25 protein-coding genes are annotated in these 23,151 nt (G+C 69.4%); 12 read left to right on the top strand and 13 right to left on the bottom strand.

The window, feature by feature from the left end; all coding sequences use genetic code 11:
• Window positions 1-48: 48 nt before the first annotated feature.
• Together APZ21_RS16280 and APZ21_RS16275 are read right to left on the bottom strand one after the other, a co-directional pair.
• On the bottom strand, window positions 49-789 hold the full coding sequence (locus APZ21_RS16280) for a VOC family protein (protein ID WP_054814146.1): 741 nt from the start codon (window positions 787-789) through the stop codon (window positions 49-51).
• A gap of 106 nt (window positions 790-895) precedes the next feature.
• The gene (locus APZ21_RS16275) at window positions 896-1,876 is read right to left on the bottom strand and encodes a GlxA family transcriptional regulator (protein WP_275426211.1); all 981 of its coding nucleotides are present in this window, start codon (window positions 1,874-1,876) and stop codon (window positions 896-898) included.
• 103 nt (window positions 1,877-1,979) lie between these two features.
• On the opposite strand from APZ21_RS16275, the gene APZ21_RS16270 reads away from it, so the two are divergent.
• Complete coding sequence (locus APZ21_RS16270) at window positions 1,980-3,290, top strand: MFS transporter (protein WP_239476661.1); 1,311 nt, start codon at window positions 1,980-1,982, stop codon at window positions 3,288-3,290.
• Between the two features lie 9 nt (window positions 3,291-3,299).
• Here APZ21_RS16270 and APZ21_RS16265 read toward each other — a convergent pair whose 3' ends face one another.
• Window positions 3,300-3,728: a DUF3099 domain-containing protein gene (locus APZ21_RS16265; RefSeq protein WP_082393157.1), complete on the bottom strand. Its 429-nt coding sequence runs from the start codon at window positions 3,726-3,728 to the stop codon at window positions 3,300-3,302.
• A gap of 96 nt (window positions 3,729-3,824) precedes the next feature.
• Between APZ21_RS16265 and APZ21_RS16260 the strand changes: the two genes are divergently transcribed.
• A complete protein-coding gene (locus tag APZ21_RS16260) occupies window positions 3,825-4,061 on the top strand; it encodes a DUF3039 domain-containing protein (RefSeq protein WP_054814390.1) in 237 nt (78 codons plus the stop codon).
• Window positions 4,062-4,085: 24 nt separating this feature from the next.
• On the opposite strand, the gene APZ21_RS16255 is transcribed toward APZ21_RS16260, so the two are convergent.
• Window positions 4,086-5,111, bottom strand: coding sequence for a YihY/virulence factor BrkB family protein (locus APZ21_RS16255; protein WP_156371140.1), 1,026 nt, complete (start codon window positions 5,109-5,111; stop codon window positions 4,086-4,088).
• Window positions 5,112-5,471: 360 nt separating this feature from the next.
• Here APZ21_RS16255 and APZ21_RS16250 point away from each other — a divergent pair, with 360 nt between their 5' ends.
• Entirely contained in the window at window positions 5,472-7,181 is a 1,710-nt protein-coding gene (locus APZ21_RS16250; RefSeq protein WP_054814145.1) for a DEAD/DEAH box helicase, read from the top strand.
• Window position 7,182: 1 nt separating this feature from the next.
• On the opposite strand, the gene APZ21_RS16245 is transcribed toward APZ21_RS16250, so the two are convergent.
• Window positions 7,183-7,779 (bottom strand): TetR/AcrR family transcriptional regulator, encoded by a 597-nt coding sequence (locus APZ21_RS16245; protein ID WP_156371118.1) that lies wholly within the window; start codon window positions 7,777-7,779, stop codon window positions 7,183-7,185.
• A 106-nt stretch (window positions 7,780-7,885) separates the two neighbouring features.
• On the opposite strand from APZ21_RS16245, the gene APZ21_RS16240 reads away from it, so the two are divergent.
• Window positions 7,886-8,626: an SDR family NAD(P)-dependent oxidoreductase gene (locus APZ21_RS16240; protein ID WP_054814143.1), complete on the top strand. Its 741-nt coding sequence runs from the start codon at window positions 7,886-7,888 to the stop codon at window positions 8,624-8,626.
• Window positions 8,627-8,706: 80 nt separating this feature from the next.
• Here APZ21_RS16240 and APZ21_RS16235 read toward each other — a convergent pair whose 3' ends face one another.
• Window positions 8,707-9,282, bottom strand: a complete 576-nt coding sequence (locus tag APZ21_RS16235) for a hypothetical protein (protein WP_054814142.1) — start codon at window positions 9,280-9,282, stop codon at window positions 8,707-8,709.
• Window positions 9,282-11,027 (bottom strand): DEAD/DEAH box helicase, encoded by a 1,746-nt coding sequence (locus tag APZ21_RS16230; RefSeq protein WP_054814388.1) that lies wholly within the window; start codon window positions 11,025-11,027, stop codon window positions 9,282-9,284. Before APZ21_RS16230 ends, APZ21_RS16235 begins: the two co-directional genes overlap by 1 nt.
• A 128-nt stretch (window positions 11,028-11,155) precedes the next feature.
• Between APZ21_RS16230 and APZ21_RS16225 the strand changes: the two genes are divergently transcribed.
• Window positions 11,156-11,962, top strand: a complete 807-nt coding sequence (locus APZ21_RS16225) for a TetR/AcrR family transcriptional regulator (protein ID WP_239476660.1) — start codon at window positions 11,156-11,158, stop codon at window positions 11,960-11,962.
• 93 nt (window positions 11,963-12,055) lie between these two features.
• Here APZ21_RS16225 and APZ21_RS16220 read toward each other — a convergent pair whose 3' ends face one another.
• Window positions 12,056-12,250, bottom strand: coding sequence for a DUF7455 domain-containing protein (locus APZ21_RS16220; RefSeq protein WP_033087939.1), 195 nt, complete (start codon window positions 12,248-12,250; stop codon window positions 12,056-12,058).
• A 280-nt stretch (window positions 12,251-12,530) separates the two neighbouring features.
• Between APZ21_RS16220 and APZ21_RS16215 the strand changes: the two genes are divergently transcribed.
• The 3 genes from APZ21_RS16215 (at window position 12,531) to APZ21_RS16205 (ending at window position 14,717) form a co-directional block, all read left to right on the top strand.
• Window positions 12,531-12,896 (top strand): DUF952 domain-containing protein, encoded by a 366-nt coding sequence (locus tag APZ21_RS16215; RefSeq protein WP_054814386.1) that lies wholly within the window; start codon window positions 12,531-12,533, stop codon window positions 12,894-12,896.
• Window positions 12,897-13,046: 150 nt separating this feature from the next.
• Window positions 13,047-13,529, top strand: a complete 483-nt coding sequence (locus APZ21_RS16210) for a cation:proton antiporter regulatory subunit (RefSeq protein ID WP_054814141.1) — start codon at window positions 13,047-13,049, stop codon at window positions 13,527-13,529.
• Window positions 13,530-13,532: 3 nt separating this feature from the next.
• Entirely contained in the window at window positions 13,533-14,717 is a 1,185-nt protein-coding gene (locus APZ21_RS16205; protein WP_054814140.1) for a cation:proton antiporter, read from the top strand.
• Window positions 14,718-14,966: 249 nt separating this feature from the next.
• Here APZ21_RS16205 and APZ21_RS16200 read toward each other — a convergent pair whose 3' ends face one another.
• The 3 genes from APZ21_RS16200 to ppgK all read right to left on the bottom strand — a co-directional run bounded on the left by APZ21_RS16200 (window position 14,967) and on the right by ppgK (window position 18,539).
• Complete coding sequence (locus APZ21_RS16200; RefSeq protein ID WP_054814139.1) at window positions 14,967-15,884, bottom strand: MHYT domain-containing protein; 918 nt, start codon at window positions 15,882-15,884, stop codon at window positions 14,967-14,969.
• A gap of 274 nt (window positions 15,885-16,158) precedes the next feature.
• Window positions 16,159-17,523, bottom strand: a complete 1,365-nt coding sequence (locus tag APZ21_RS16195; RefSeq protein WP_054814138.1) for an RNA polymerase sigma factor — start codon at window positions 17,521-17,523, stop codon at window positions 16,159-16,161.
• 257 nt (window positions 17,524-17,780) lie between these two features.
• The gene (ppgK, locus tag APZ21_RS16190; RefSeq protein ID WP_054814137.1) at window positions 17,781-18,539 is read right to left on the bottom strand and encodes a polyphosphate--glucose phosphotransferase; all 759 of its coding nucleotides are present in this window, start codon (window positions 18,537-18,539) and stop codon (window positions 17,781-17,783) included.
• 211 nt (window positions 18,540-18,750) lie between these two features.
• Here ppgK and APZ21_RS16185 point away from each other — a divergent pair, with 211 nt between their 5' ends.
• On the top strand, window positions 18,751-19,665 hold the full coding sequence (locus tag APZ21_RS16185; protein WP_054814136.1) for an inositol monophosphatase family protein: 915 nt from the start codon (window positions 18,751-18,753) through the stop codon (window positions 19,663-19,665).
• Window positions 19,666-19,716: 51 nt separating this feature from the next.
• Here APZ21_RS16185 and cei read toward each other — a convergent pair whose 3' ends face one another.
• Window positions 19,717-20,391 (bottom strand): envelope integrity protein Cei, encoded by a 675-nt coding sequence (gene cei, locus APZ21_RS16180; RefSeq protein WP_054814385.1) that lies wholly within the window; start codon window positions 20,389-20,391, stop codon window positions 19,717-19,719.
• 376 nt (window positions 20,392-20,767) lie between these two features.
• Here cei and APZ21_RS16175 point away from each other — a divergent pair, with 376 nt between their 5' ends.
• Window positions 20,768-21,070 (top strand): DUF4193 domain-containing protein, encoded by a 303-nt coding sequence (locus tag APZ21_RS16175; RefSeq protein WP_054814135.1) that lies wholly within the window; start codon window positions 20,768-20,770, stop codon window positions 21,068-21,070.
• Window positions 21,071-21,114: 44 nt separating this feature from the next.
• Here the strand turns inward: APZ21_RS16175 and APZ21_RS16170 are convergent, their stop codons facing one another.
• Complete coding sequence (locus APZ21_RS16170; protein ID WP_054814134.1) at window positions 21,115-21,627, bottom strand: DUF3093 domain-containing protein; 513 nt, start codon at window positions 21,625-21,627, stop codon at window positions 21,115-21,117.
• A gap of 117 nt (window positions 21,628-21,744) precedes the next feature.
• Between APZ21_RS16170 and dut the strand changes: the two genes are divergently transcribed.
• Window positions 21,745-22,269 (top strand): dUTP diphosphatase, encoded by a 525-nt coding sequence (dut, locus tag APZ21_RS16165; protein ID WP_054814133.1) that lies wholly within the window; start codon window positions 21,745-21,747, stop codon window positions 22,267-22,269.
• The gene (locus APZ21_RS16160; RefSeq protein ID WP_054814132.1) at window positions 22,259-23,146 is read left to right on the top strand and encodes a DUF3710 domain-containing protein; all 888 of its coding nucleotides are present in this window, start codon (window positions 22,259-22,261) and stop codon (window positions 23,144-23,146) included. The genes dut and APZ21_RS16160 overlap by 11 nt, the downstream gene beginning before the upstream one ends.
• Window positions 23,147-23,151: the final 5 nt, after the last annotated feature.

Raw genomic sequence — 23,151 nt, 5'->3', positions numbered from 1 at the left:
TGTGCCCGCGCTGTCCGCCGTGTCACAGTCGCGGTGGAACCCGCGCGCTCAGACGCCCGCCGGATCGCGGGCGGTGACGCAATAGACGCCGTCGGCGGGATCGGTGAGCACGATCCAGTGTTCGTAGCGCTCGACGAGGGTGGCGCCGAGGGATTCGTGCCAGCGCGCGGTGGCCTCGATATCCGAGGAGGACAGGTCGATGTGCGCGCTGGTCGGCCGTTCCTCGCCCAAGCGCTGTAACAGGATCCGGATGGGCAGCCGGTCGCGGGCGCGCAGTCGGGCGAATTCCGGCAGCCTGCCCCGTTCGTGGTCCCAGGCGGTCAGTTCCCGCCAGAACTCGGTCTCGCGGTCGTGGTCGGCGGGGCCGATGTCGAGACAGATCTGGTCGACGCGGCTGAGGGTGCCGTCGGGGGCGCGGAAGGCGGGCGCGGGCCTGCCCTGGGACCGGCCGCTCGGGGTCAGGCAGAAGATCTGTCCCGACGGCGAGCGCAGCACGGCGTAATCGGCGTGATTGGCGACCAGGTCGGCGCCGAGATCGAGCGCGGCGCGCACCGCGGCGGGAATGTCGTCGACGTCGAGATCGAGGTGCACGCCGCCGAATCCGGTGACCGACTGCATCTTGACGCTCGCCGCGGCGTACAACGCGGGGTCGGGGAGCAGCGTGAGGAATTCGTTGTGGGATCCGCGGCGCTCGGAAGGGGTGGTTCCGGTGACCGTGGCCCAGAATTTCGCGCAATCGTCGAATCGCTGTGCGGGGCGGTCGAGGAATGCCCAGACCCACCGAATCATTGGTCGCTCCTGTGTGTTGTGGGACACACCGCCTGACGTGCCCCCGGACACAGTAGGTGCCCGGTGTTCGGCTGTCGAGCCGATTCGGCCCGCCCGCGCGGCGGGCTCAGCCCGCGCGGAAAGTCCGCCGATAGGTCTGCGGCGGCACGCCGAGTTCACCGCGCATGTGGTGGCGCAGCGAGGCCGCGGTGCCCATGCCCGCCGCCCTGGCGACCGCGTCGACGGACAGGTCGGTGGTCTCGAGCAGATGCCGCGCGTGGTGCAGGCGCTGGCGCAGCAGCCACGCGCCCGGGGCGAGTCCGGTCTCGGCCTTGAAGCGGCGGGTGAAGGTGCGCACGCTCATGCTCGCGTGCGCGGCGAGGGTGTGCAGGTCGAGTTCGCGGTCGAGGCGGCGCAGCGCCCACGCGCGCGTCGGGGCGGTGCCGTCGGAACCCGGATCGGGCACCTGCCGGTCGATGAACTGGGATTGGCCGCCTTCGCGCCACGGCGGCACCACGCAGTACCGGGCCGCCCGATTGGCGATCTCGCTGCCGTGATCGGCGCGGATGATGTGCAGACAGACGTCGATGCCCGCCGCGAGTCCGGCCGAGGTGCAGATATCGCCGTCCTCGATGAACAGCAGGTTCTCATCGAGCAGGACGCGCGGGTAGAGGGCGCGGAAGGCGTCGGCCCAGGCCCAGTGGGTGGTCGCGCGCCTGCCGTCGAGCAGTCCCGCCGCGGCGAGGACGAATGCGCCGGTGCAGATCGACATGATGCGCGTGCCGGGGCGGATGGTCGCCAGCGCCTCGATCAATTCGGGGCCGGCGGTTCCGTCGCGGCGCGGCCCGGTCATGCGGGTGCCGGGCACGATCACGGTGTCGGCCTGCGCGAGCAGTTCGGGTCCGTGGTCGGGAACGATCGTGTATCCGGCGGTCGAGCGCACGCCCGCGGTATCGAGTCCGCAGATGTCGACCCGGTAGCGCGCCGCGCCGTCGGCGCCGACGGCGGCGCCGAGGATCGTCGGCGGAATGGTCATGTCGAAACCGATCACCGGATCGAGGGCGAGTACGGCCACGTGATGTGGACCCGGTTCGGTCGGTGCGGTCACGGCGGGCTCCCTCGAAGCGCGGACAGCCGGAATGGCTCGATATTGACGCATTATGGCATTCAGGCCACTCGTTCGCGAACCCCGTGTCCGGCACGCTCATTGCGTGACCGATGTCGAGAACCGTGGTGATACCCGGGAACTGTTGGCCGATAGCGTGACTCGTCCGCGTTCGGGTCCGCATCCGGCTTGGCTGGTGGCGGGTGTCGGCTTCGTCGCGCTGCTCGGCGCGGCGGCCTTCCGATCCGTGCCGGGCGTGTTGATGGGCCCGCTGCACGAGGAATTCGGGTGGTCGCACGGGACCATCGGCTTCGCCGTCTCGCTCAATGTCCTGCTGTACGGGCTCATCTCGCCCTTCGCAGCTGCGCTCATGGACCGCTTCGGCATCCGCCGAATCGTGGCGGGCGCGCTGGTGCTGGTCGCGGCGGGCAGCGGCCTCACCGTCTTCATGACCCAGGCGTGGCAGTTGGTGCTGACCTGGGGGCTGCTGGTCGGCATCGGAGTGGGCTCGATGTCGATGCCGTTGGTGGCGACCATCACCGGACGCTGGTTCGTGCGCCACCGCGGACTGGTCACCGGTGTGCTGACCGCCGCGGGCGCGACCGGCCAGCTGGTCTTCCTGCCACTGGTCTCGGCGCTGGCCCGCGATCACGGCTGGCGGTTGCCCGCGCTCGTGGTCGCGGGCGCGGCACTGGCCGTGGCCCCGCTGGCGCTGCTGTTCATCCGCGACTATCCCAGCGACGTCGGCGCGACCGCCTACGGTGCGCCGCCCGGTTCGACCTTCGGCACGAGGGTCGCGGTGCGCGGCGGCGCGACGCGGGCGCTGACCGTGCTGCTCCAGGCCGCGCGCACACCCGGATTCTGGTTGCTCGCGGGCGGATTCGCCGTCTGCGGGGCGTCGACCAACGGATTGGTCGGCACCCATTTCGTCAGTGCCGCCCACGATCACGGCATGCCGTCGACCACGGCCGCGGGCCTGCTCGCGGTGGTGGGGGTCTTCGATGTGGCGGGCACCATCCTGTCCGGCTGGCTGACCGACCGCCTCGATCCGCGCTTTCTGCTGCTCGCCTACTACACCCTGCGCGGAGTCTCGCTGCTGATCCTGCCCTCGCTGCTCGCGCCGGACACCGAACCGAGTCTGTGGGTGTTCATCGTCTTCTACGGGCTGGACTGGATCGCGACGGTGCCGCCGACGGTCATGCTGTGCCGGGAGCTGTTCGGCGACGACGGTCCGGTCGCCTTCGGCTGGGTTTTCGCCTCCCATCAGGTCGGCGCGGCGATCGCAGCCACCGGTGCGGGGGTCATCCGGGATATGCGGGGCAGCTACGACACAGCCTGGTATGTCGCAGGCGCGCTGTGCGGGACCGCGGCGTTGATGTCGATCATGGTGCGGCGGCCGCGGACGGTCGCGGCCTGACCGACGGGCTCAGCCGTCGATGGCGTTGTGCGGACGGGATTCGAGGGCGAGACGGTCGCCGCGGCCGTCCCAGCGGCTCGGTTCGTCCTTGCGTCGCGGTGGACGGTCGTTGGCGATGAGCACCGCGATCCACGGCAGCGGAATGGAGACGCCGATGATCAGCAGAGAGATCAGCGCGCTGCCCCAGATGCTGTAGGCCATCGCCGCCAGCACCAGGCACGGGATACGGAGGGCCATGATGACGGTGTAGCGACGCACCCGGGAGCGATGCTGTTCCTCCAGGGAGAGCGCGGCCTCGGTGATCAGCACGGCGCGGTCGGCCTCGGTGCCGCGGAAGAATCCGCGCGGGCGGGATGGCGAGGTCGACGCGGAGGTCGCGTCGGGGCGAACACCGCCGCCGGTGCCCCCGGCGTCCTCGCGATCGCCGTGCTGCTGCATGTCTTCGAGTCTTCCACGCGGGCGGTGCGCACGCACACGCGCAGGTCAGAGCGGTGCCGTGGGTGCTGACGGCGGCGATGCGGCATCATGGAGTCCGTGAGTACCGACACTCTGGTTCGCCCGGATACGACCACCGACGAGACGACGGGCGACGACACCCCGAAATTCTTCCACTACGTGAAGAAGGACAAGATCGCCGAGAGCGCAGTCATGGGCACCCACGTGGTCGCGCTGTGCGGCGAGGTCTTCCCGGTGACCCGCTCGCCCAAGCCGGGCTCCCCGGTGTGCCCGGACTGCAAGAAGATCTACGACAAGCTGCGCAAGGGCGAATGACGCCAGGTCGGCCGTAGCGGTCGATCACCGGTCGAGTCGAAGGCCCGTGGCGGCGCGTACCGCTACGGGTTTCTCGTGGTGCGCGGCGGTCGACTCCGGCGCGGTCGCGTCGTCCTCGGTGGTCGCCGAATCCGTCCGGTCGCCGTTCTCGCCGCGCACCTGATTGGCGAACCACTCCTTCATCTGCTCCAGCCGGGTCGCCCGGGCAGGCCAGAATTCCTGGACCGCGGCATTGAATTCCGCGCCGAGGATCACCGCAAAGCCGAGGAAATAGGTGAACAGAAGGAAGGCGATGGGCGTGGCCAGCGCGCCGTAGGTGACGCCGGTACGGGTCACCCATGACAGGTAGCGGCGCAGCCCCTCGCTGGCGGCCATGAAGAACACGCCGGCCACCAGCGCGCCGCCGAACAGGCGCAGCCACGGCAGCGACCGGTGCAGGGCCAGTTTGTACAGCGTCGTGAGCCCGACGATGAGCAGCAGTCCGACCCCCGGGTAGTAGAACGCGTCCAGCAGCCGCAGCCCGAGTTCGCGCCAGGAATCCGGCAGCACCCGACCGATGATGGCGGGCCCGAGGGCGACCATCGGGAGGATGAACACCGCCGCGACGAGGAACGCCACGTACAGCAGCAATGCGAAGATCCGCTGCCACACCGGATGCCGGGCGTCCTGTTGACCGTGTGCCTCGGTGATCGAGTCCACGAAGGTCGCCATGCCCGAGGAACCGGCCCACAGCGACAGTACGAAGCCGACCGAGACCACCGCCCCGCGTCCGCGTCCGAGCACATCGGCGACGGTCGGTTCGATGAGGTCGGAGACCACCGAGGGACTGAACAGATCCCGGCTGAACGCGATGATCTTGGTCTGCACGATGTGGACGGTGTCGGGGCCGAACCAGCCGCCGACGTAGCCGAGGCTGCCGAGGACACCGAACAGCAGCGGTGCCAGCGACATGGTCTGCCAGAACGCCGCCGCCGCCGATTTGGCGAAGATCGAGTCGTCCCACGCCTTGACCGCGACCCGCGCGATCAGCCGCCAGACCCGCCACGCCATCCGTCGTGACCACCGGCGCAGTGCGTACGCGCGGGACGGCGGCGCGCCCGCGCCACCGCTGTGGATCGGTTCGGAGTCGCCGGGGGATGCGGCGTCGGATAGGGGTCTGTCCTCGGTCATCTTGCCTACAGCATCGCGCACCCGCGCCCATCGCACCGGATTGTCGGGTCGACGTGTCGATGGGCGGCACGTGAACACGAGTTGGCCCGCGCGGGACGCGACACCGCCGAATGTGACGCCGGTCGCGCTCATCGAGTCGGTTTGGCGACACGCCGCGCCCGCCGAGTAGGGTTTTCTGCTGTGACTGAATCGGGTGGCGCTGCGGCGGGAAATGGGGCCTCGCCGGGCGATTCGGGATCGGTGACCGCCAACGGCGGCCCGCTACGTGCCTGGCAGCGACGCGCGCTCACGAAGTACCTGACCACCAAACCGCGCGATTTCCTCGCGGTGGCGACGCCGGGCGCGGGTAAGACCACCTTCGCGCTGCGCGTGGCCACCGAACTGCTCGCCGATCGCACCGTCGACCAGATCACCGTGGTCGCGCCGACCGAGCACCTCAAACACCAGTGGGCCGAATCGGCCGCGCGCAACGGCATCGCACTGGATTCGCGCTTCTCCAACGCCACCGGCGGCACCTCCGGCGACTATCACGGCGTGGTGGTGACCTACGCCCAGGTCGCCGCCCATCCCTCGCGGCACCGGGTGCGCACCGAGAACCGCCGTACGCTGGTCATTCTGGACGAGATCCATCACGCGGGCGATGCCAAGAGTTGGGGCGAGGCGACGGCGGAAGCCTTCGGCGACGCGACGCGCAGGCTGGCGCTGACCGGTACGCCGTTCCGCAGCGACGACAGCATGATCCCGTTCGTCACCTACGAACCCGGTGAGGGCGGATTGCCGCAGTCGCGCGCCGATCACACCTATGGCTACGCCGAGGCGCTGGCCGACGGCGTCGTGCGTCCGGTGGTCTTCCTCGCCTATTCCGGTGAGGCGCACTGGCGCGACAGCGCGGGAGAGGAGTACTCCGCGCGGCTCGGCGAGCCGCTGAACGCCGAGCAGACCGCGCGCGCCTGGCGCACCGCGCTGGATCCGGCGGGCGACTGGATCTCGGCGGTGCTGCGCGCGGCCGATACGCGGTTGCGGCAGCTACGAGCTTCCGGTATGCCCGATGCGGGCGGGCTGGTGATCGCCACCGATCAGGATCGCGCTCGCGATTACGCCGAACTGCTGGAACATATTTCGGGCGACCGGCCCGCGCTGGTGCTTTCCGACGATCCGACCTCCTCGGATCGTATCGCTGAATTCGGCCGCAGCACCCAGCCGTGGATGGTGGCGGTGCGCATGGTGTCCGAGGGGGTCGACGTCCCGCGGCTCGCGGTCGGCGTGTACGCCACCAGCGCTTCGACCCCGCTGTATTTCGCGCAGGCCATCGGCCGTTTCGTGCGAGCGCGCCGACCGGGCGAGACAGCCAGCGTCTTCCTGCCGTCGGTGCCGGTGCTGTTGGATCTGGCCGCCCAGCTCGAGTTGCAGCGCGATCACATCATCGGCAAACCGCACCGGGAGAAGGACGGCCTCGATGACGAATTGCTGATCGAGGCCAATAAACAGAAGGACGAGCCGGGCGAGGAGGAGCGCTCCTTCGTCGCGCTGGCCGCCGATGCCGAGCTCGATCAGGTCATCTACGACGGATCCTCCTTCGGCACCGCGACCTTCTCGGGCAGCGACGAGGAGGCCGACTATCTGGGCATTCCAGGTCTGCTCGATGCCGAGCAGATGCGGGCGCTGTTGCGCGAGCGGCAGACCAGGCAGGTCGCCGAACGCGAACAGGCCAGGATGGCCGAGCCGGTCGCACCGGTGGTGGCGGCCTCGGCCGAGCGGGTAGCCACGGCCGACAAGTTGGGTGAGCTTCGCCGGGAACTGAACAGCCTGGTCGCCATGCACCATCACCGCACCGGCAAGCCGCACGGCGTGATCCACGGCGAATTGCGTCGGGAGTGCGGCGGTCCGCCCACCGCGCTGGCCACCGCCGATCAGCTCGGCTTGCGCATCGCCGCACTGCGCCGCAAGTGAGTCAGGCCGCGGGCCAGGCGGACAGCGCGGTGTCGATGGACGCGGTGAGCTCGTCGAGGGTCGCGCCGTCGCGGGCCATGATCGACAGTCCGTACAGCACCGTCGCGTAGAAGTTCGCCAGCGCGCCGGTGTCCACATGCGGGGCCAGGTCGCCTTCGGCGACACCGCGGTCGAGGCGGCGGCGGATGTGGTCGGTTGTCGCGCGCCTGGCGTCGACGAGGAAGTCGCGGATGGCGGTATTGCGGGTGGTGTAGGTGGAGCCGGCCAGTACCACCATGCATCCGTGCGGTTTGTCCTCGTCGGTGTAGGCCCGCGCGTTGTCGCGCAGCATGGTCTCGACGGCGGCGCGCGCGGTCGGCTGTTCGCGCAGCGCGCGCTCGGTGTATTCGCCCTCGGTGCGGCCGTACAGGTCGACGGCGGAACGGAACAGCGCCTCCTTGTCGCCGAAGGCGGCATACAGGCTCGGTGAGTTGATACCCATCGCGGCGGTGAGGTCGGCCATCGAGGCGCCCTCGTAGCCGTGTTCCCAGAACACGCGCATGGCGTTGCGCAGCGCTTCGGCGCGGTCGAAGGCGCGCGGGCGTCCTCGTCCCGGCACCGCCCCCTCCTTTCTGTAACGGTCACTAAACATACCCCTTGACGTGCGCGAGCCGGTGCGTTGAGATATTTATGTACTGATCGACACAGAATTGAGGGGATCGAGGATGTCGGATCTCACGGGCAGGGTCGCACTGGTGACCGGCGGCAGTCGCGGAATCGGCGCGTCCATCGCGCGGCGGCTGGCGGGCGACGGCGCGGATGTCGCGCTGACCTACCGCGACGACGAGGCGGGGGCGGCATCGGTGGTCGCCGAGATCGAGTCGCGTGGTCGTCGCGCGATCGCCCTGAGGGCCGACAGCGGTGACGCCGAACAGGTCACCGGTGCGGTGGACCGCGCCGCACGCGAACTGGGCGGACTCGACGTCCTCGTCAACAATGCCGGGATCTTCCCGGCCAAACCGTTCGAGGAGTTCACCGTCGCCGAGATCGACCGGGCGCTCGACGTACACGCTCGCGCCGCGTTTCTCGCCGCCCAGGCGGCCGTGGCGTATATGGCCGACGGTGGCCGCATCATCAGCATCGGCACGAATCTGGTCGAACGCGCGCCGTTCGGCGGACTGTCGCTGTACAACCTCAGCAAATCCGCGCTCAACGGCTTCACCCGGGCGCTGGCCCGTGAACTCGGCCCGCGCGGTATCACCGTCAATCTGGTACAGCCGGGGTCGACCGATACCGATATGAATCCGGCGGGCGGCGCGCACGCGCCCGATCAGGTCGCGTTGACCGCGCTCGGCCGCTTCGGCGCGGCCGAGGACATCGCCGCCGCGGTGAGTTTCCTCGCGGGCGAGTCCGGGCGCACGGTGACCGGATCTTTCCTCACCGTCGACGGCGGCACCAACGCCTGACCGCTCAGCGCGCGACCCAGCGGCAGGCAGGCAGGCAGGCACGCCGACCGCGCCGGGGACGATGCGCGGTCACGGCGCGCCTAGGGCGAGGGCGGGTCGGCGATCGGCAGGGGGTCGAAATACCGGTACGGATCGATCGTCTCGAGGGGTATCCACCGGGGGGATTCGAGGTCGACCTGACAGTCCGCCGCGCTCGCCGCGTCGAAATAGCCCTGGATCTCCAGTGCGAGGCGGGGATGCGCGTCGACACGGCGCGCCGTGTCGTACAGCACGGCCAGTACGTGGACACACCGTGCGGTGCGGGCCGAACAGGAACAGTCGGTGGCGGCGATCACCGGGGCCGGTGCGACTCCGGCCGCCACCAGGTCGCGATGGACGTCGTCGGACAGTACCGTCGCGTCGCCGACGATCGCCGCGGCGGCCGTCAATCGGGACCGGGACATGGCCGCGACCTCGAGATGGGTCACCGACGCCTGACCGCCGCGGTGGATGGTGGCGCGCACGACCCGGTCGCGCACCGTCGCCTGGACGCCGCCATTGCGAGCGATGCTGCGGGCGCGCGGCAACAGCGGCTCCGGGCGGGTCCGGTGCAGCGGTTCGGCCAGCCGGACCCAGTCCATACCCCACGGTGTGTATCCGAATTCGTTGTCCGCCATCAGCTCTGCTCCCGTTTGCGCCGCAGGACCGCCATCAGCGCCTCGTCGTCGAGACGGGCCAGCGCCGCGATGCCCGCGCTGTCGGACAGGTCGGTGAACGCGGATTTTCGCTCGTGCATCTTCGCGATGTGCTCCTCGACGGTGGTGGCCGTGGTGAGGGTGGTGACGGTGACGGTGCGGGTCTGGCCGATGCGGTGTGCCCGGTCGCCTGCCTGCGCCTCCACGGCCGGATTCCACCAGCGGTCGAAGTGGACGACGTCGGCGGCCCGGGTCAGGGTCAGACCGGTGCCCGCCGCGCGCAGGCTCAGGATCAGCACCGGCGGCCCGTCGGGTGATTGGAACTCCGCCACGAGCGCGGCCCGTTCACGATGGTCGAGGCCGCCGTGCAGGAACGGCACGGTGACGGCCAGTCGGTCGCGCAGATGGCGGGCCAGCAGCTCACCGGTTCGACGGTATTGGGTGAAGATCAGTGTGGGGGAGTTCGTTTCGAGGTTGGTTGCGACGATATCGGTGCACAGGTCGAGCTTCCCCGACCGTCCGGCCGGTTCGGCGAGATCGCCGGTGATCAGACCCGGATGGTTGCAGACCTGTTTGAGCGCGGTGAGCGCGGCCAGCACCCGGCCGCGCCGTTGCGACCCGACGCCGAAGCCCTCTTCGATGGCGCGATCGAGCACATGGTCGTAGAGCCGCTGCTGTTCGGGTGTCGGATCGCAGCGCAGGTCGGCGTGGATCTTCGGCGGCAGGGTCGCGGCGACCTGTGCCTTGCGCCGCGCCAGCAGAACCGGTTCGACGGCCTCGCGCAGGCGGGCCGCCGCGTCGGCCGAGCCCGCGCCGATGGGGCGGGTGAAGCGTCGTCGGAACTGGCTCCGATGCGCGAACAAGCGCGGGGTCACCAGATTCAGCAGCGCCCACAGATCCTCGAGATGGTTCTCCACCGGAGTGCCGGTGAGCGCGACGGTGGCATCGGCGGTGAGCGCGCGCGCCGCCCGGGAGACCTGGGTACGCGGATTCTTCAATGCCTGGGCCTCATCGAATACCACGGTGGCCCAGCGGCGTTCGGCCAGCCGAGCACCGTGCAGGCGCAGGACTGGATAGCCGGTGATCAGCACGGTCGTCTCGGTCACGGGGTCGGCGAAGTCGTCGCCGCGCCAAGGGACGGGGCGCAGTCCGGGGGCGAATCCGGTGATCTCGTGCACCCAGTTGCCGACCAGTGAAGTCGGGCAGACCACGAGATGCGGCGTGCCCGGCCCGCGGCTCGCGCGGTCGACCAGCAAGCCGATGGTCTGCACGGTCTTGCCGAGTCCCATCTCGTCGGCAAGCAGCGCGCCGCCGAAGGATTCGACGGTCTCGCGCAGCCAGCCGATGCCGCGGACCTGATAGGGGCGAAGGTCGGCGCGCAGTGCGGCGGCCGATCCGGTGCGCAGGGCCAGGGTGTCCCGCAGGATCCGCAGTGCGCGTTCGGCCGGGACGATCGAGTCGCCGGTGGCGTTCGGCACGGCGTGCGCGGCCGGGGGGAGTTCGGTGATCGGCTCGCCCGCGACCTCACGCTGCCACAGCCGCAGCGATGGCGCGGGCTCGTCGAGGCGGAGTCCGTGCAGGTCGTCCGGGGCCAGTAGAGCGCAGTCGACCTCGATGACCGCGAGCTCACCGCGCGCGGGCAGCGCGAGCGGCAGTGTCTCGGTGTTGCCGAGACCGGCGGGTGCGGGTCCGGGATGGTGACCGGTCCAGGTCCAGAGTGCGAACATGTGGCGGTCGGGCAGATAGGTGGCCTGTGTGCTCGGCAGGATGCGTCCTAGATCGTCGTATGGTGTACGGAGTATCCGTTGAACGTACAGTGTACTGAATTTGTTTCGCGTGACCATGAGGGAGATTCGTGACCGGGGACGCCGCCGCGCACCAAGCCGAACAGCTCATCACCCTGCTGTGGCGCCACTCGGTACCGCAGCGCACCGGCGCGCGCGGTCCCAAACCGAAGGTCAGCGTCGACACCGTGGTGGCCGCCGCCATCGTCCTGGCCGACCGGGACGGCTACGACCGCGTCTCCATGCGCACGGTGGCCGCCGAACTCGGACTGCGCCCCATGAGCCTCTATACCTACGTGCCCAGCAAGGAGGCGCTGACGGTACTCATGGTCGACACCGTCGCTGAGCGACGCACGGTCGACACCGTCGCCGAGCGACTCACGGTCGACACCGTCGCCGAGCGGGACGCGCCCGATTCCGCCGAGGGATCACCGCGCGAGCGCATGGGTGCGATCGCGCGGGAGATCAGGGCCGAATATCTGGCCCACCCGTGGCTGCTCGAGGTCTCGCCGTGGCGGCTGGTGCTCGGGCCCGGACGCATTCGGCGCTACGAACGGCAGCTGTCGGCCATCGACGGGATCGGGTTGTCGGATCTGGATATGGATCGGGTCATCGCGACGCTCACGGATTTCGCGACCGGGAACGCGCGGATGGCGATCGCGGCGGCCCGGGACGCCGAGGTGCTCAGTGACGCGCGGTGGTGGGAGGAGCATGGACCGCTGCTCGAGGCGGTGATGCCCGCCGCGGAATTCCCGCTGGCCGCCCGCGTCGGGGCGGCGGTGGGCGAGCACTATCAGGCGCCCGCGGACCCTGACGACGCCTTCGAATACGGACTGGCCCGCCTACTCGACGGCATACTCGCGTCGTCGGGGTCCTGACACAGCGACAGCGGGCGACCTGGTCGCCCGCTGTCGGTCAATGCGATGTTCTGTTGTTCGATGCTGTTGTGTCGGGACGCGAATACCACTGGTTCAGAGGGCGGGAGCAGACTCCGTGTCGATCACGGCCTCGAGCTCGCGCAGGCGATCCATGTGCTCGTTCGCGTGGTGCTGGCAGAAGAGCAACTCGCCACCCGCGGGCAGCGTGGCACGTACACGTGCCGCCGCACCGCAGCGGTCGCAACGATCGACCGCGGTCAGTGGGGTGCTTGTCAGGGTTCCTGGCATGACTCCTCCGTCCTGGCTCCCGGCACTACAGTCCGTTCACCTGGTGTGGGGCCCCGTGGTCACTCCGCGAGGCTCGCTACCGCTACTTCCCAGCAGTGGTATGACTACTCTGTCAGACGTTCGGGACGGGGGCTTTGTTCCCGCGAATGATTCAGTGTGTTTTCGATAACATGACCTGCGATTTTCGCCAGCGGCGAACATCACCGGCGTCCGTTGTCCACACGTCCTCGTTCACGCCTCGATCCGGCCGATCCAGTTGTCTACCGGGAGATTACCCGTGATCCACGACACTCACACGCTTGTTCACCTCTGCACCCTCGAGGAATGGCTGGCCGCGCGGCAGATCGGCGAGTATCGGCCATCGTCGTTCGACGAGGTCGGCTTCATCCACCTCTCCACCCCCGCCCAGGCTCATCTGCCCGCCAACCGGCTCTTCGCCGGACGCCGCGATCTGGTCACGCTGCGCATCGATCCCACGCGGGTGGGATCACCCATCGAATGGGAGCCCGGCGTTCCCGGCGACCCGGAGGCGATGTTGTTCCCGCATCTGTACGGCCCGCTGCCGGTGGGGGCGGTGGTCGCCGTGGCGGACTACCGCCCCGGTCCCGACGGCGTCTTCGCCCCGCTCGACGGCGAGGCCGACTAGCGTCACCGTCCTCGGCGGCCGCCGGTGCGGCCCGCCCTTCATCGCCCGATCACAGCACCTCGCGCACCGCCGGCGGGTCCGTGGAAACGACGACCCGCGCGCGGGAGGGCTGTCCGGCGAACGGCGCGTGACGAGAGTTAGTGTGGAGAGGTGAACGTCGATGTCACCGCGTTGCCCGGAATCGGGGTACGCAAGGATTTCCAGGCGCGGTCGGGCCGCCGCATCGGTGTGGTCGACCACCGCGACGGCGGCATCGATCTGATCGTCTCCAAGCTCGATGATCCCGACGCCTGCGCCGCTCAGATCCCCCTCACCGCCGACGAGGCCGCCGTGCTGGCCAATCTCCTCGGCGCGCCCCAGCTGGTGGCGCAACTGCGCGAGGATCACCGCGACCTGCCCGGCATCACCACCAGACAGTTGCCGGTCGGTTCGGACTCGCCCTACGAGGGCCGCACACTCGGTGAGACCGCGATGCGCACCCGCACCAAGGCGTCCATCGTCGCGGTGATGCGCACGGGTCAGTTGCATCCCTCACCCGGACCCGATTTCACCTTCGCCGCCGACGATGTGCTCGTGGTCGTCGGCACTCCCGACGGCCTGGACGCGGCCGCGAAGATCCTCTCGCACGGGTGACCGGTGACCGCCACCGCGCTCGCGTTATTCGAGCTCGGGGCGGTGTTGTTCGCGTTGGGCATGCTGGGCCGGCTGGCCGGACGTGTCGGCATGTCACCCATTCCCCTGTACCTGCTGGGCGGTCTCGCCTTCGGCCGGGGCGGATTCGCCGAACTCGGCGCGGCCAACGAATTCGGCCATATCGCCAGCGAGATCGGCGTCGTGCTGTTGTTGTTGCTGCTCGGTCTCGAGTACACCGCCGCCGAACTCGTCACCGGATTGCGGCGATCCTGGGCGGCGGGCATGGTCGACATCGTGGCCAACGCGACGCCGGGCGCCGTGGTCGCGCTCGTGCTCGGCTGGGGTGTCGAAGGGGCGATCGCGCTGGCCGGGATCACCTACATCTCCTCCTCCGGCATCGTCGCCAAGGTACTCAACGACCTCGGCCGACTCGGCAACCGCGAGACGCCGGTGATTCTGTCCATCCTCGTCTTCGAGGATCTGACGATGGCGGTCTACCTGCCGGTGCTCACCACCGTCCTGGCCGGGCTCAGCGTGTTCGCCGGACTCGAAAGTGTCGTGCTGGCCTGCGCGGCGGTCGCCGTGGTCCTGCTGGTCGCGCTGCGCTACGGGCGCTACGTCTCGGCGATCGTCGACAGTTCCGACAACGAGGTCTTCCTGCTGAAACTGCTCGGCGCGGCACTGCTGGTCGCGGGCGCGGCCTCGGCGCTGAATGTCTCGGCGGCGGTGGGCGCGTTTCTGCTCGGCATCGCGATCTCGGGTTCGACCGCGCACGAGGCGGCCAAACTGCTCGAACCGCTGCGCGATCTGTTCGCCGCCATCTTCTTCGTCGCCTTCGGGCTGTCCACCGATCCGCAGACCATTCCGCCGGTGCTCGGCTGGGCGGTACTGCTCGCGGTGCTCACCTCGGTCACCAAGATCGCCACCGGCTGGTGGGCCGCGGGCCGTCAGCGCATCGGGCGTATGGGCCGGGCCCGCACGGGCGCGGCGTTGGTGGCGCGCGGTGAGTTCTCCATCGTCATCGCCGGCCTCGCGGTCACCACCGGCGCGGTCGCGGGCGAACTCGCGGCGCTGGCCTCGGCCTACGTGCTGTTGATGGCGGTGCTGGGTCCGATGCTCGCCCGGATCGTCGAACCCGTGGTCACGCTGGTCGAGCAGCGCCCCGGAGGTCCCGCGATCAGCGCCTGATCACCGCTGCGCGGTCTCCCCGGCGGTGACGCGGCGGGACCCGCACCCATACCGGGCGCTGCCGGCAGGTGGCGGCGAGCGCGCCGACCGGCAATCCGATGAGTCCGGCGACAGATGGCCGTAATCGGTGAGGATCACCGCCGAGCGCACCCGGCCGCGGAAGCGAAAGGCGGCGACGCACCCGCTTTCCGGGCGTCCACCGGCCGCCGTGCACACGTCCGAATCGGGCGACGCGCGGGTCCGGCCGGCTCAGCGCCGCCGCGGCACTTGACGGGTGGCGGGCCAGTAGGCGGTCGGCGGACCCTCCGCGGCATCGACCGGACCTCTGCCTGGCCGCTCGCGGCTATCCGGTTGCGGGGCAACCGCTTTCGGTTGTGGAACTTTCGGCGGCGGGGCGATGTCGTCGGCGACCGGTCGGACGGTGGCGGGCCGGACCGGCGGCAGGTCCATATCGTGTTCGATCGATGTCAGGCTGACGGCGATGAGCAGCACCATGGTGACCAGACTGGATCCGACGATCAAGGGCGCCAACAGATGTACGGCCTCGGTCCCCGGCGGGACGCCGTGACCGCCGGGGTGCGCGTGCATGCCCGCCATGCCGGTGTAGTGCATGCCGCAGACGGCGACGGCCATGATCAGGGCGGCGCCCACCGCGGCGACCATGCCCCGCACGTGCACGGTGAACCACAGCGCCGCGGTCGCCGCGACCACCGCGACGACCAGCGAGAGCGCCACGAAGCGCATGTCGTAGCCGATGGCGGCATCGGATTTCATCGCGTACATGCCGACGTAGTGCATACCGGCGACGCCCAGTCCGGTGATCGTGCCGCCCGCGACCAGCGACAGCGGATGCGGGCGCGGTGCGAGAACCGCGGCGAGACCGATGCCGACCACGACGACCGCGGCGACGGCGCTGAGTAGTGTGACCGGCACGTCATAGCGGATCTGCGCAGTATCGATCGAAAAACCCAGCATCGCAATGAAATGCATGACCCAGATACCGGTGCCGCCGATGGCCAGCGCGGCCAGCGCCGGCCACAGCAGTCGGTTGCCGCCGGATCGGGCGCGCGCGGCGCACTGGAGCCCGAGCAACGAGCCGACGAACGACATGATGTAGGCCAATGCGGGCGTGAGCCACCCGTAACTGAAGTGGTGAATCTCTAGCATCCGTACCCCGTCACCGGCCGAGACCGCCCGGCTGAACCTGAAAGATGTGGCCGCACAGACGATACGGTGGAGTGCGGCAAACGAGCCGCAAAAGGTATAACGATATTACGTGGTGTAGGTCACAGTTCGGTTTGGAGGCTCGGCGGCTCGAGAAGACGAACCGCTTGGCATGTCGCGAAATCGCCGGCCGTCGAGCCATTTCGGGGACGAACGAACGCGAATCGGGCCGCGGAACCACCGGTTCCGCGGCCCGATTCGGGTGGTCGATCCGAATTCAGTCCAGATAGTCGCGCAGGACCTGCGAGCGGCTGGGGTGACGCAGCTTGCTCATGGTCTTGGACTCGATCTGGCGAATGCGTTCGCGGGTCACGCCGTAGACCTGTCCGATCTCGTCCAGGGTGCGCGGCTGACCGTCGGTGAGACCGAAGCGCAGGCGCACGACACCGGCTTCACGTTCCGACAATGTCTCGAGCACCGACTGGAGTTGATCCTGGAGCAGGGTGAAGCTCACCGCGTCGACCGCGACGACCGCCTCGGAGTCCTCGATGAAGTCGCCGAGCTGGCTGTCACCCTCGTCGCCGATGGTCTGGTCCAGCGAAATCGGCTCACGCGCGTACTGCTGGATCTCCAGCACCTTCTCCGGCGTGATATCCATTTCCTTGGCCAGTTCCTCCGGGGTGGGCTCGCGGCCCAGATCCTGGAGCAGCTCGCGCTGGATGCGGCCGAGCTTGTTGATGACCTCGACCATGTGCACCGGGATACGAATGGTGCGGGCCTGATCGGCCATGGCGCGGGTGATGGCCTGACGGATCCACCAGGTGGCGTACGTGGAGAACTTGTAGCCCTTGGTGTAGTCGAACTTCTCGACCGCGCGGATCAGACCAAGGTTGCCCTCCTGGATCAGATCCAGGAACGCCATACCGCGACCGGTATAGCGCTTGGCCAGCGACACCACCAGACGTAGGTTGGCCTCGAGCAGGTGATTCTTGGCGCGGTTGCCGTCGCGCACGATCCAGTTGAAGTCACGACGGGTCGCCACCGGCAGCTTCTCACCCGCCTCGGCCCATTCGCGGACCTTCTCCGCCGCGTAGAGGCCGGCCTCGATCCGCTTGGCGAGTTCGACCTCCTCCTCGGCGTTGAGCAGGGCGACCTTGCCGATCTGCTTGAGGTAGGCGCGCACCGAGTCGGCGGAGGCGGTGAGCTCGGCATCCTTGCGCGCCTGACGCAGCGCCTCGGATTCCTCCTCGTCCCAGACGAAATCGCCGCTGGCCTTGTCGGCCGCGGTGGGCTCGTCGGCTTCCTCGGTGGCTTCTTCGGCCGGTTCCTCGACCAGGTCCTCGGCCTCGTCGGCGAGGTCGTCCTCGGAGACCTCGAGATCCTCCAGCTCCTCGAGATCTTCGAGCGACTCGTCTTCGAGCGTCTCGTCCGTGCCGGGCTCGCCGTCGGCAGGCGCCTTCTTGGCGGCGGCCTTCTTCGCCGGGGCCTTCTTGGCGGCGGCCTTCTTCGCGGGCGCCTTCTTGGCGGCGGCCTTCTTCGCCGGGGCCTTCTTCGCGGCAGCCTTGCGGACCGGCCGTGCTTCGGTTACATCTGCGGAGTCGGCGTCGGCCGATTCGGCGGTCTGACGGGTCGTGGCTACCACGTACGCCCTTTCGTGACGGTCTCGTGCGGCGTCACGCCAGAGTGGTGATCCGGCGGAGCGGTCTGTCGGGTTGCACCGGCGGAGGGCCGGTCGGGTTTCTCCGGCTCACCGCCGGGCATGTTCCATTGTAACGATCCAACCAGGGTACCCATGGCCAGCTCGAGTATCGCGGTGCCGCCCCACCTGCGCGGCGCCGATGTCGGCGGCCGCGCGGGCCGGGTGTGTCGAACCCGCGGCGGCGCGGGCCCGCACGCGGGTCACGGGAACAGGCAGCCGTCGATCGCCATGGCCGCGCCGACGATGCCCGCGGTATTGCGCAGATGGGCGGGCAGCACCGGAGTTCGGTTGGTGAGCAAGGGAATCCACTGATCCGAATCACGGCTGATACCGCCGCCGGCGACGATGACCTTGGGCCAGAACAGATCCTCCAGACCAATCAGTACGGTGCTGACCTCGGCCGCCCACTGTGGATAACTGAGCCCGTCGCGATCCTTGATCGAGGCCGCGGCGCGATGCTCGATCTCGCGCCCGCCGATCTCGAGATGGCCGAGTTCGGTGTTCGGCACCAGCGTGCCGTCGTACAGCAGCGCCGAGCCGATGCCGGTGCCGAAGGTCAGCAGCAGCACCAACCCGTCGAAATCCTTTGCCGCGCCGAAGCGGTCCTCGGCGAGTCCGGCCGCGTCGGCGTCGTTGAGCACCGTGACCTCGCGACCGCCGAGGGCCGTCGAGAACAGTGTCCTTGCGTTGGTGCCGATCCACGCCTTGTCGATATTGGCCGCGGTGCGCGCCACGCCGTCGAGCACCACCGCGGGCAGGGTGACCCCGACCGGTCCGTCCCACCGCGCCGCGGCCACGAGTTCGGCCACCGCCGCGGCCACGGCCTGCGGTGTCGCGGGGTGCGGGGTCGGGATCTTGATCCGCTCGTGGATCAGTTCGCCGGTGGCCAGGTCCACCGCGGCGCCCTTGACGCCGCTGCCGCCGATATCGATACCGAATGCGTGCCCCCGAGCGGACATGGCAAACCCCTCGTTCCGTGTGCGTGTCGCGGACCTGTCGTCGGTCCGAACGCCCTGCTGGCCGGTGTGAATGACAGCGCCGTCGCAGCGGCTCCCACACGCCCGCGAAGCGGATGTGGCGGATGCCCGACGACGGCGCTGTGTCGTGCACGACAAGAGTAATGGGAGATCGATATCGCGCACGCCGGAGGATGTGTGATGCGATGGGGGCGTGCCGGAATCCACCACCTCAGTCGCCGCCGCATCCACCGATCTGCCGCCGGAAGAGGTTGCCGAACTGCGTCGCATCGCGGTCGACCTCGCCGAATCCGCCGCCGCCCACGTGCGCGCCCGCCGCCCGGAGGTGTTCGGGCCCGCCGGGGCCGCGGCCGAGGACGCCGTGCGGACCAAGGCCCATCCGACCGATCCCGTCACCGTCGTCGACACCGAGGCCGAGGAATTGATCAGAGCCCGGCTGGCCAAGGCGCGCCCGGGCGATCCGATATTGGGCGAGGAGGGCGGCGGCGCGCGTGTCGGCGCCGACGAGACCGACGAGGCGGTGCACTGGGTCATCGATCCCATCGACGGCACCGTCAACTTTCTCTACGGCGTCCCCGGCTACGCGGTCTCGGTCGCGGCCATGCGCGGCGGCCGTTCGGTCGCGGGCGCGGTGGTCGACGTGGCGCGCGCGGTGACCTACTCGGCCGGACTCGGACTCGGCGCGATCAGCGTCGACGCCGACGGCGTGGTCGAGCATCTGCGCTGCACCCCGATCGACTCGGTGTCGCTGGCACTGGTAGCCACCGGATTCGCCTATGGCGCCACGCGCCGGACCCGGCAAGCCCGCCTGATGGCCGAGATCCTGCCGGAAATCCGCGACATTCGCCGTTTCGGCGCGGCCGCGCTGGATCTGTGTCACGTCGCCGCAGGCCGGGTCGACGCCTATTTCGAGCACGGACTCAATGCCTGGGACTGGGGCGCGGGCGCACTCATCGCCGCCGAGGCGGGCGCCGTACTGACCCTGCCGCCGGCATCCGCGCCCGGCACCGACGGCGACCTGGTCATGGCCGCCGCCCCCGGAATAGCGGCGCAGCTGCGCGCATTGCTTGATCGGGTCGGCGCGGGCGAACCCATTCCCGACCGCTGATCGTGGTGGGAGCGCCGGGACCGGACCGGTCCCGGCGCGCGGCAGAAGCGCTCAGCAGCGCGCGGTGCGGGCGGCGTCGAGCAGGGAGATATCGATGGAGCCGCCGCCGGGCGCGGGATTCTTCAGCGACCGCAGCACCTCCTCGGCGTCGTTGTTCGGGCGGATCTCCCGGAAAAGCGATCCGAGGACCAGATCGACCGTATCGTCGGCGCGCTGATCCTCGATGAGTTCGGCGCACGGGGCCACCAACTGCACCGAGGCCGCGGCCGGTCGGCCGTTCACGCCGAAGCGGATCTGACCCGCGCATTCCAGGTCGCCGTTGACGTATATCGAATCGTTGCCATACTGCGTGCCGGGCGCGCTCGCGAAGCCGAGGTCGCCGAGTTGGGAGGCGATGTGCGCCGCCTGCCCCCGCTGGTTGTTCGCGTTGAGCACCCTGACCTTGCTGTTCGCCAGCGCGGCTGGTTCCACATCCTGCAAGCGCGACGCACCGACGCGCTCGCCGAGTTTCGCGGGCGGCGCGGCGCCCGCGTCGGTGGCCGGACTCGGTGAGTTACAGGCCATCGCCGTGGTGTCGGCGTCCTGTGTCGTCAGTGCCTTTATCCACACGACAGCGCAGATCAGCAGCATGATGCCGAGCATGATGAGCCAGGGGCGTGGGCGCCTGCGGAGGTAGGGTCGCCCCTGGGGATCCGTCGCGCTGCCTTCGGTGATCAGTGAAACCACCAGCACACTCTACGAAAGCCCACGCCCGCCGGTGCGGAAGGTCTCGGCGAGTTCGAGGGCCGGTGTCGATTATCCGTCGGTTTCGACTCGGGTGTGTTTTGATTGCGACTTTTGCCGCCCGGTCCGCTATTGTCTGGCGGCCCAGATCGAATCACCAGCGGCGAAATCCGTGGTCGGTCGCGGGAACAACAAGGGCATGTCCTGCGTTTACCGAGCGCTATCAAGAGTGGATCGATGCGATCCGACCCGATAGGTGACCGGTGCACGTGTGATGTGCGCCACCGGCGGGGCGGTCCGGGGCACCACGATTCCGTGAGGAATCCGCGTGACGCGAGCCGGTCCGGGATATACGGAGTAAGGACGAGGGGAAGACGACATGGCAACCGACTATGACGCACCGAGGCGCACCGAATCCGACGATGTGTCGGAGGATTCGCTGGAGGAGCTGAAGGCTCGTCGCAACGAGGCACAGTCCGCCGTCGTGGATATCGACGAATCCGATACCGCGGAGTCGTTCGAACTTCCCGGCGCGGATCTGTCCGAGGAAGTGCTGACCGTTCGGGTCATCCCGAAGCAGGCCGACGAGTTCACCTGTTCCAGCTGTTTCCTGGTCCATCACCGGAGCAGGCTCGCCAGCGAGGCGGGCGGACAGCTGATCTGCATGGACTGCGCCGCCTGATACCGCGGCGGCCGGACCGTGGTCTTCTTCGATTCGGCCGGACCTCAGCCCGCGCTCGGCAGTCCGAGCGCGGCAAGAACCTCATACGGACGACGCGTACTGACCAGCCAGTACGGGGTCGGATCCTCCGGGTCGTCCAGCACAAGCAGCACCATCGGACCCACCCAGGGCCGGTGCTGCACATAGGCGGCGGGGTCGAGTTGGCGACCGAGCGCCGCACTCTTGGCGGTCGGTGCGACGACCGCCGCACGCGCCACGAAGCTCACCGGCAGGTGGGCGCGGTCGACGTGCAATTCGGGGGTGCCCGCGGCGTCGGCGCGCACTTCCAGCCGGTGCCTGCTCAGCCAGACCAGCACCCAGACCGGCACCGGGAACAACAGCGCGTACGGCAGCCAGGCGCGGATTCCCGGCGCGCCCATGTGGATTTCGGCCGCGAGCAGCCCGGCCACGGCGAACGCGACCGGCCACCACCACAGCGGCACCCACAGCCGCTCCCGGTAGGCGTGCGGGGTGTGCTGTTCGTTGTCCGTGGCCGAGGGGTTGGGCTGGTCCGACACGACTCAACACTAAGTCACGGGCGTTCGCATCGTGCGCGTAGGCTCGTCAACCGTGAGGGAGCGAACCGTAGACACATCAGCCCGGCTCGCGGCACGGCGCGCGGAGGAGACGCGGCCGTGAACGAGCCAACTATCGGCACCTCGGGCCGATCCGCGATCGGTGCCGTCGCGTTGCTGCGCCTTGATCCCGGTATCCCCGTGCCGACGCGCGCCCACGAGGGCGACGCGGGTGTCGATCTGTGCACCACCGAAGACGTCATCATCGAGCCGGGGGAGCGGGTGCTGGTCGGCACCGGCATCGCGGTGGCGCTCCCGATCGGCACCGTCGGCCTCGTCCACCCCAGGTCCGGGCTCGCCGCCAAGACCGGCCTTTCGGTGGTGAACACCCCCGGCACCGTCGACGCGGGCTACCGCGGCGAGATCAAGGTGTGCCTGATCAATCATGATCCGCGCACGCCCATCGAACTGCGGCGCGGCGATCGGATCGCGCAACTGCTCGTGCAGCGGGTGGAGCTGGTGGATTTCCTCGAGGTCGACAGTCTCGACGAGACCTCGCGCGGTGCGGGCGGATACGGCTCCAGCGGAGGACACGCGAGCCTGGCCGACGGGGCGGGGAAGGCGGAGGACGGCGATGTTCGGTAGGAAGAAGCGCGCGGAACGCGACTACGACGGGGCCGATTACGACGGCGCCGATTACGACGGGGCCGACTTCGAACAGGCCGACTACTACGACGTCGACTACGAGGCCGACTACGACGAGATCGCCTTCGACGACGATGATGTCGACACCGCCGACATCCCGGTCATCGACGCGGAGGACGCGCGCAAGGCGGGCCCCTACGACTTCGACGATGTGGCCGAACTGCTCGACGACGTCGCCGATCAGCGTCTCGATCTCGGGTCGGTGATCCTGCCGGTGCCGCCCGGGGGTCAGCTCCAGGTGGAGATGACCCCCGACGGCACGCCGCAGGCGGTACATCTGGCCACCGATCACGGCAGGCTCACCGTCGCCGCCTACGCGGCGCCGAAGTCGCCCGGCCAGTGGCGCACGGTCGCCGCCGACCTGGCCGAATCGCTGCGCAAGGACGGCGCGCGGGTCGCGGTCGAGTCCGGGCCGTGGGGCCGGGAACTGCTGGCCGTCACCGACGGCGCCGACCTGCGGTTCATCGGTGTGGACGGGTACCGCTGGATGGTGCGGCTGGTCGCGGCCGGTCCCTCCGGCGCGGCCGACGAGGGCACTCCGCTGGTGAAGGCGGCGCGCGCGATCATGCGCGAGACCGTCATCCGCCGCGGTACCGATCCGCTGCCCGTGCGTGATCCGCTGCCGGTGGTGCTGCCCCCGCAGCTGGCCGAACAGTTGGCCGCCGCCCATCAGGCCCAGGTGGCGGCCCAGCAGCAACAGTTGGCCGCCCAGGCCGCCGCGCAGCAGGCACCCGCGGGCGTGATACCGCCGCCGATGCCGCAGGAGCCGCGCCGCGGTGCGGACGGTTCGGCGATGCAGCAGCTCGGTCTGGGCTGAGCGGT

This window comes from Nocardia arizonensis (assembly GCF_001310275.1).
GTDB classification, from domain to species: Bacteria; Actinomycetota; Actinomycetes; order Mycobacteriales; family Mycobacteriaceae; genus Nocardia; species Nocardia arizonensis.
The sequence above is the reverse complement of the archived record's forward strand: the minus strand, read 5'-3'. Positions and strand labels throughout refer to the sequence as shown.

What these genes read in the sequence shown, in the direction of transcription:
- APZ21_RS16235 (WP_054814142.1), bottom strand. Translation starts at nt 9,282, where the DNA reads ATGGCGGACAACGAATTCGGATACACACCGTGGGGTATGGACTGGGTC.
- APZ21_RS16160 (WP_054814132.1), top strand. Translation starts at nt 22,259, where the DNA reads ATGTTCGGTAGGAAGAAGCGCGCGGAACGCGACTACGACGGGGCCGAT.
- APZ21_RS16200 (WP_054814139.1), bottom strand. Translation starts at nt 15,884, where the DNA reads ATGCTAGAGATTCACCACTTCAGTTACGGGTGGCTCACGCCCGCATTG.
- ppgK (WP_054814137.1), bottom strand. Translation starts at nt 18,539, where the DNA reads ATGTCCGCTCGGGGGCACGCATTCGGTATCGATATCGGCGGCAGCGGC.
- APZ21_RS16230 (WP_054814388.1), bottom strand. Translation starts at nt 11,027, where the DNA reads ATGTTCGCACTCTGGACCTGGACCGGTCACCATCCCGGACCCGCACCC.
- APZ21_RS16220 (WP_033087939.1), bottom strand. Translation starts at nt 12,250, where the DNA reads ATGCCAGGAACCCTGACAAGCACCCCACTGACCGCGGTCGATCGTTGC.
- APZ21_RS16255 (WP_156371140.1), bottom strand. Translation starts at nt 5,111, where the DNA reads ATGGCGTGGCGGGTCTGGCGGCTGATCGCGCGGGTCGCGGTCAAGGCG.
- APZ21_RS16265 (WP_082393157.1), bottom strand. Translation starts at nt 3,728, where the DNA reads ATGCAGCAGCACGGCGATCGCGAGGACGCCGGGGGCACCGGCGGCGGT.
- APZ21_RS16175 (WP_054814135.1), top strand. Translation starts at nt 20,768, where the DNA reads ATGGCAACCGACTATGACGCACCGAGGCGCACCGAATCCGACGATGTG.
- APZ21_RS16240 (WP_054814143.1), top strand. Translation starts at nt 7,886, where the DNA reads ATGTCGGATCTCACGGGCAGGGTCGCACTGGTGACCGGCGGCAGTCGC.
- APZ21_RS16280 (WP_054814146.1), bottom strand. Translation starts at nt 789, where the DNA reads ATGATTCGGTGGGTCTGGGCATTCCTCGACCGCCCCGCACAGCGATTC.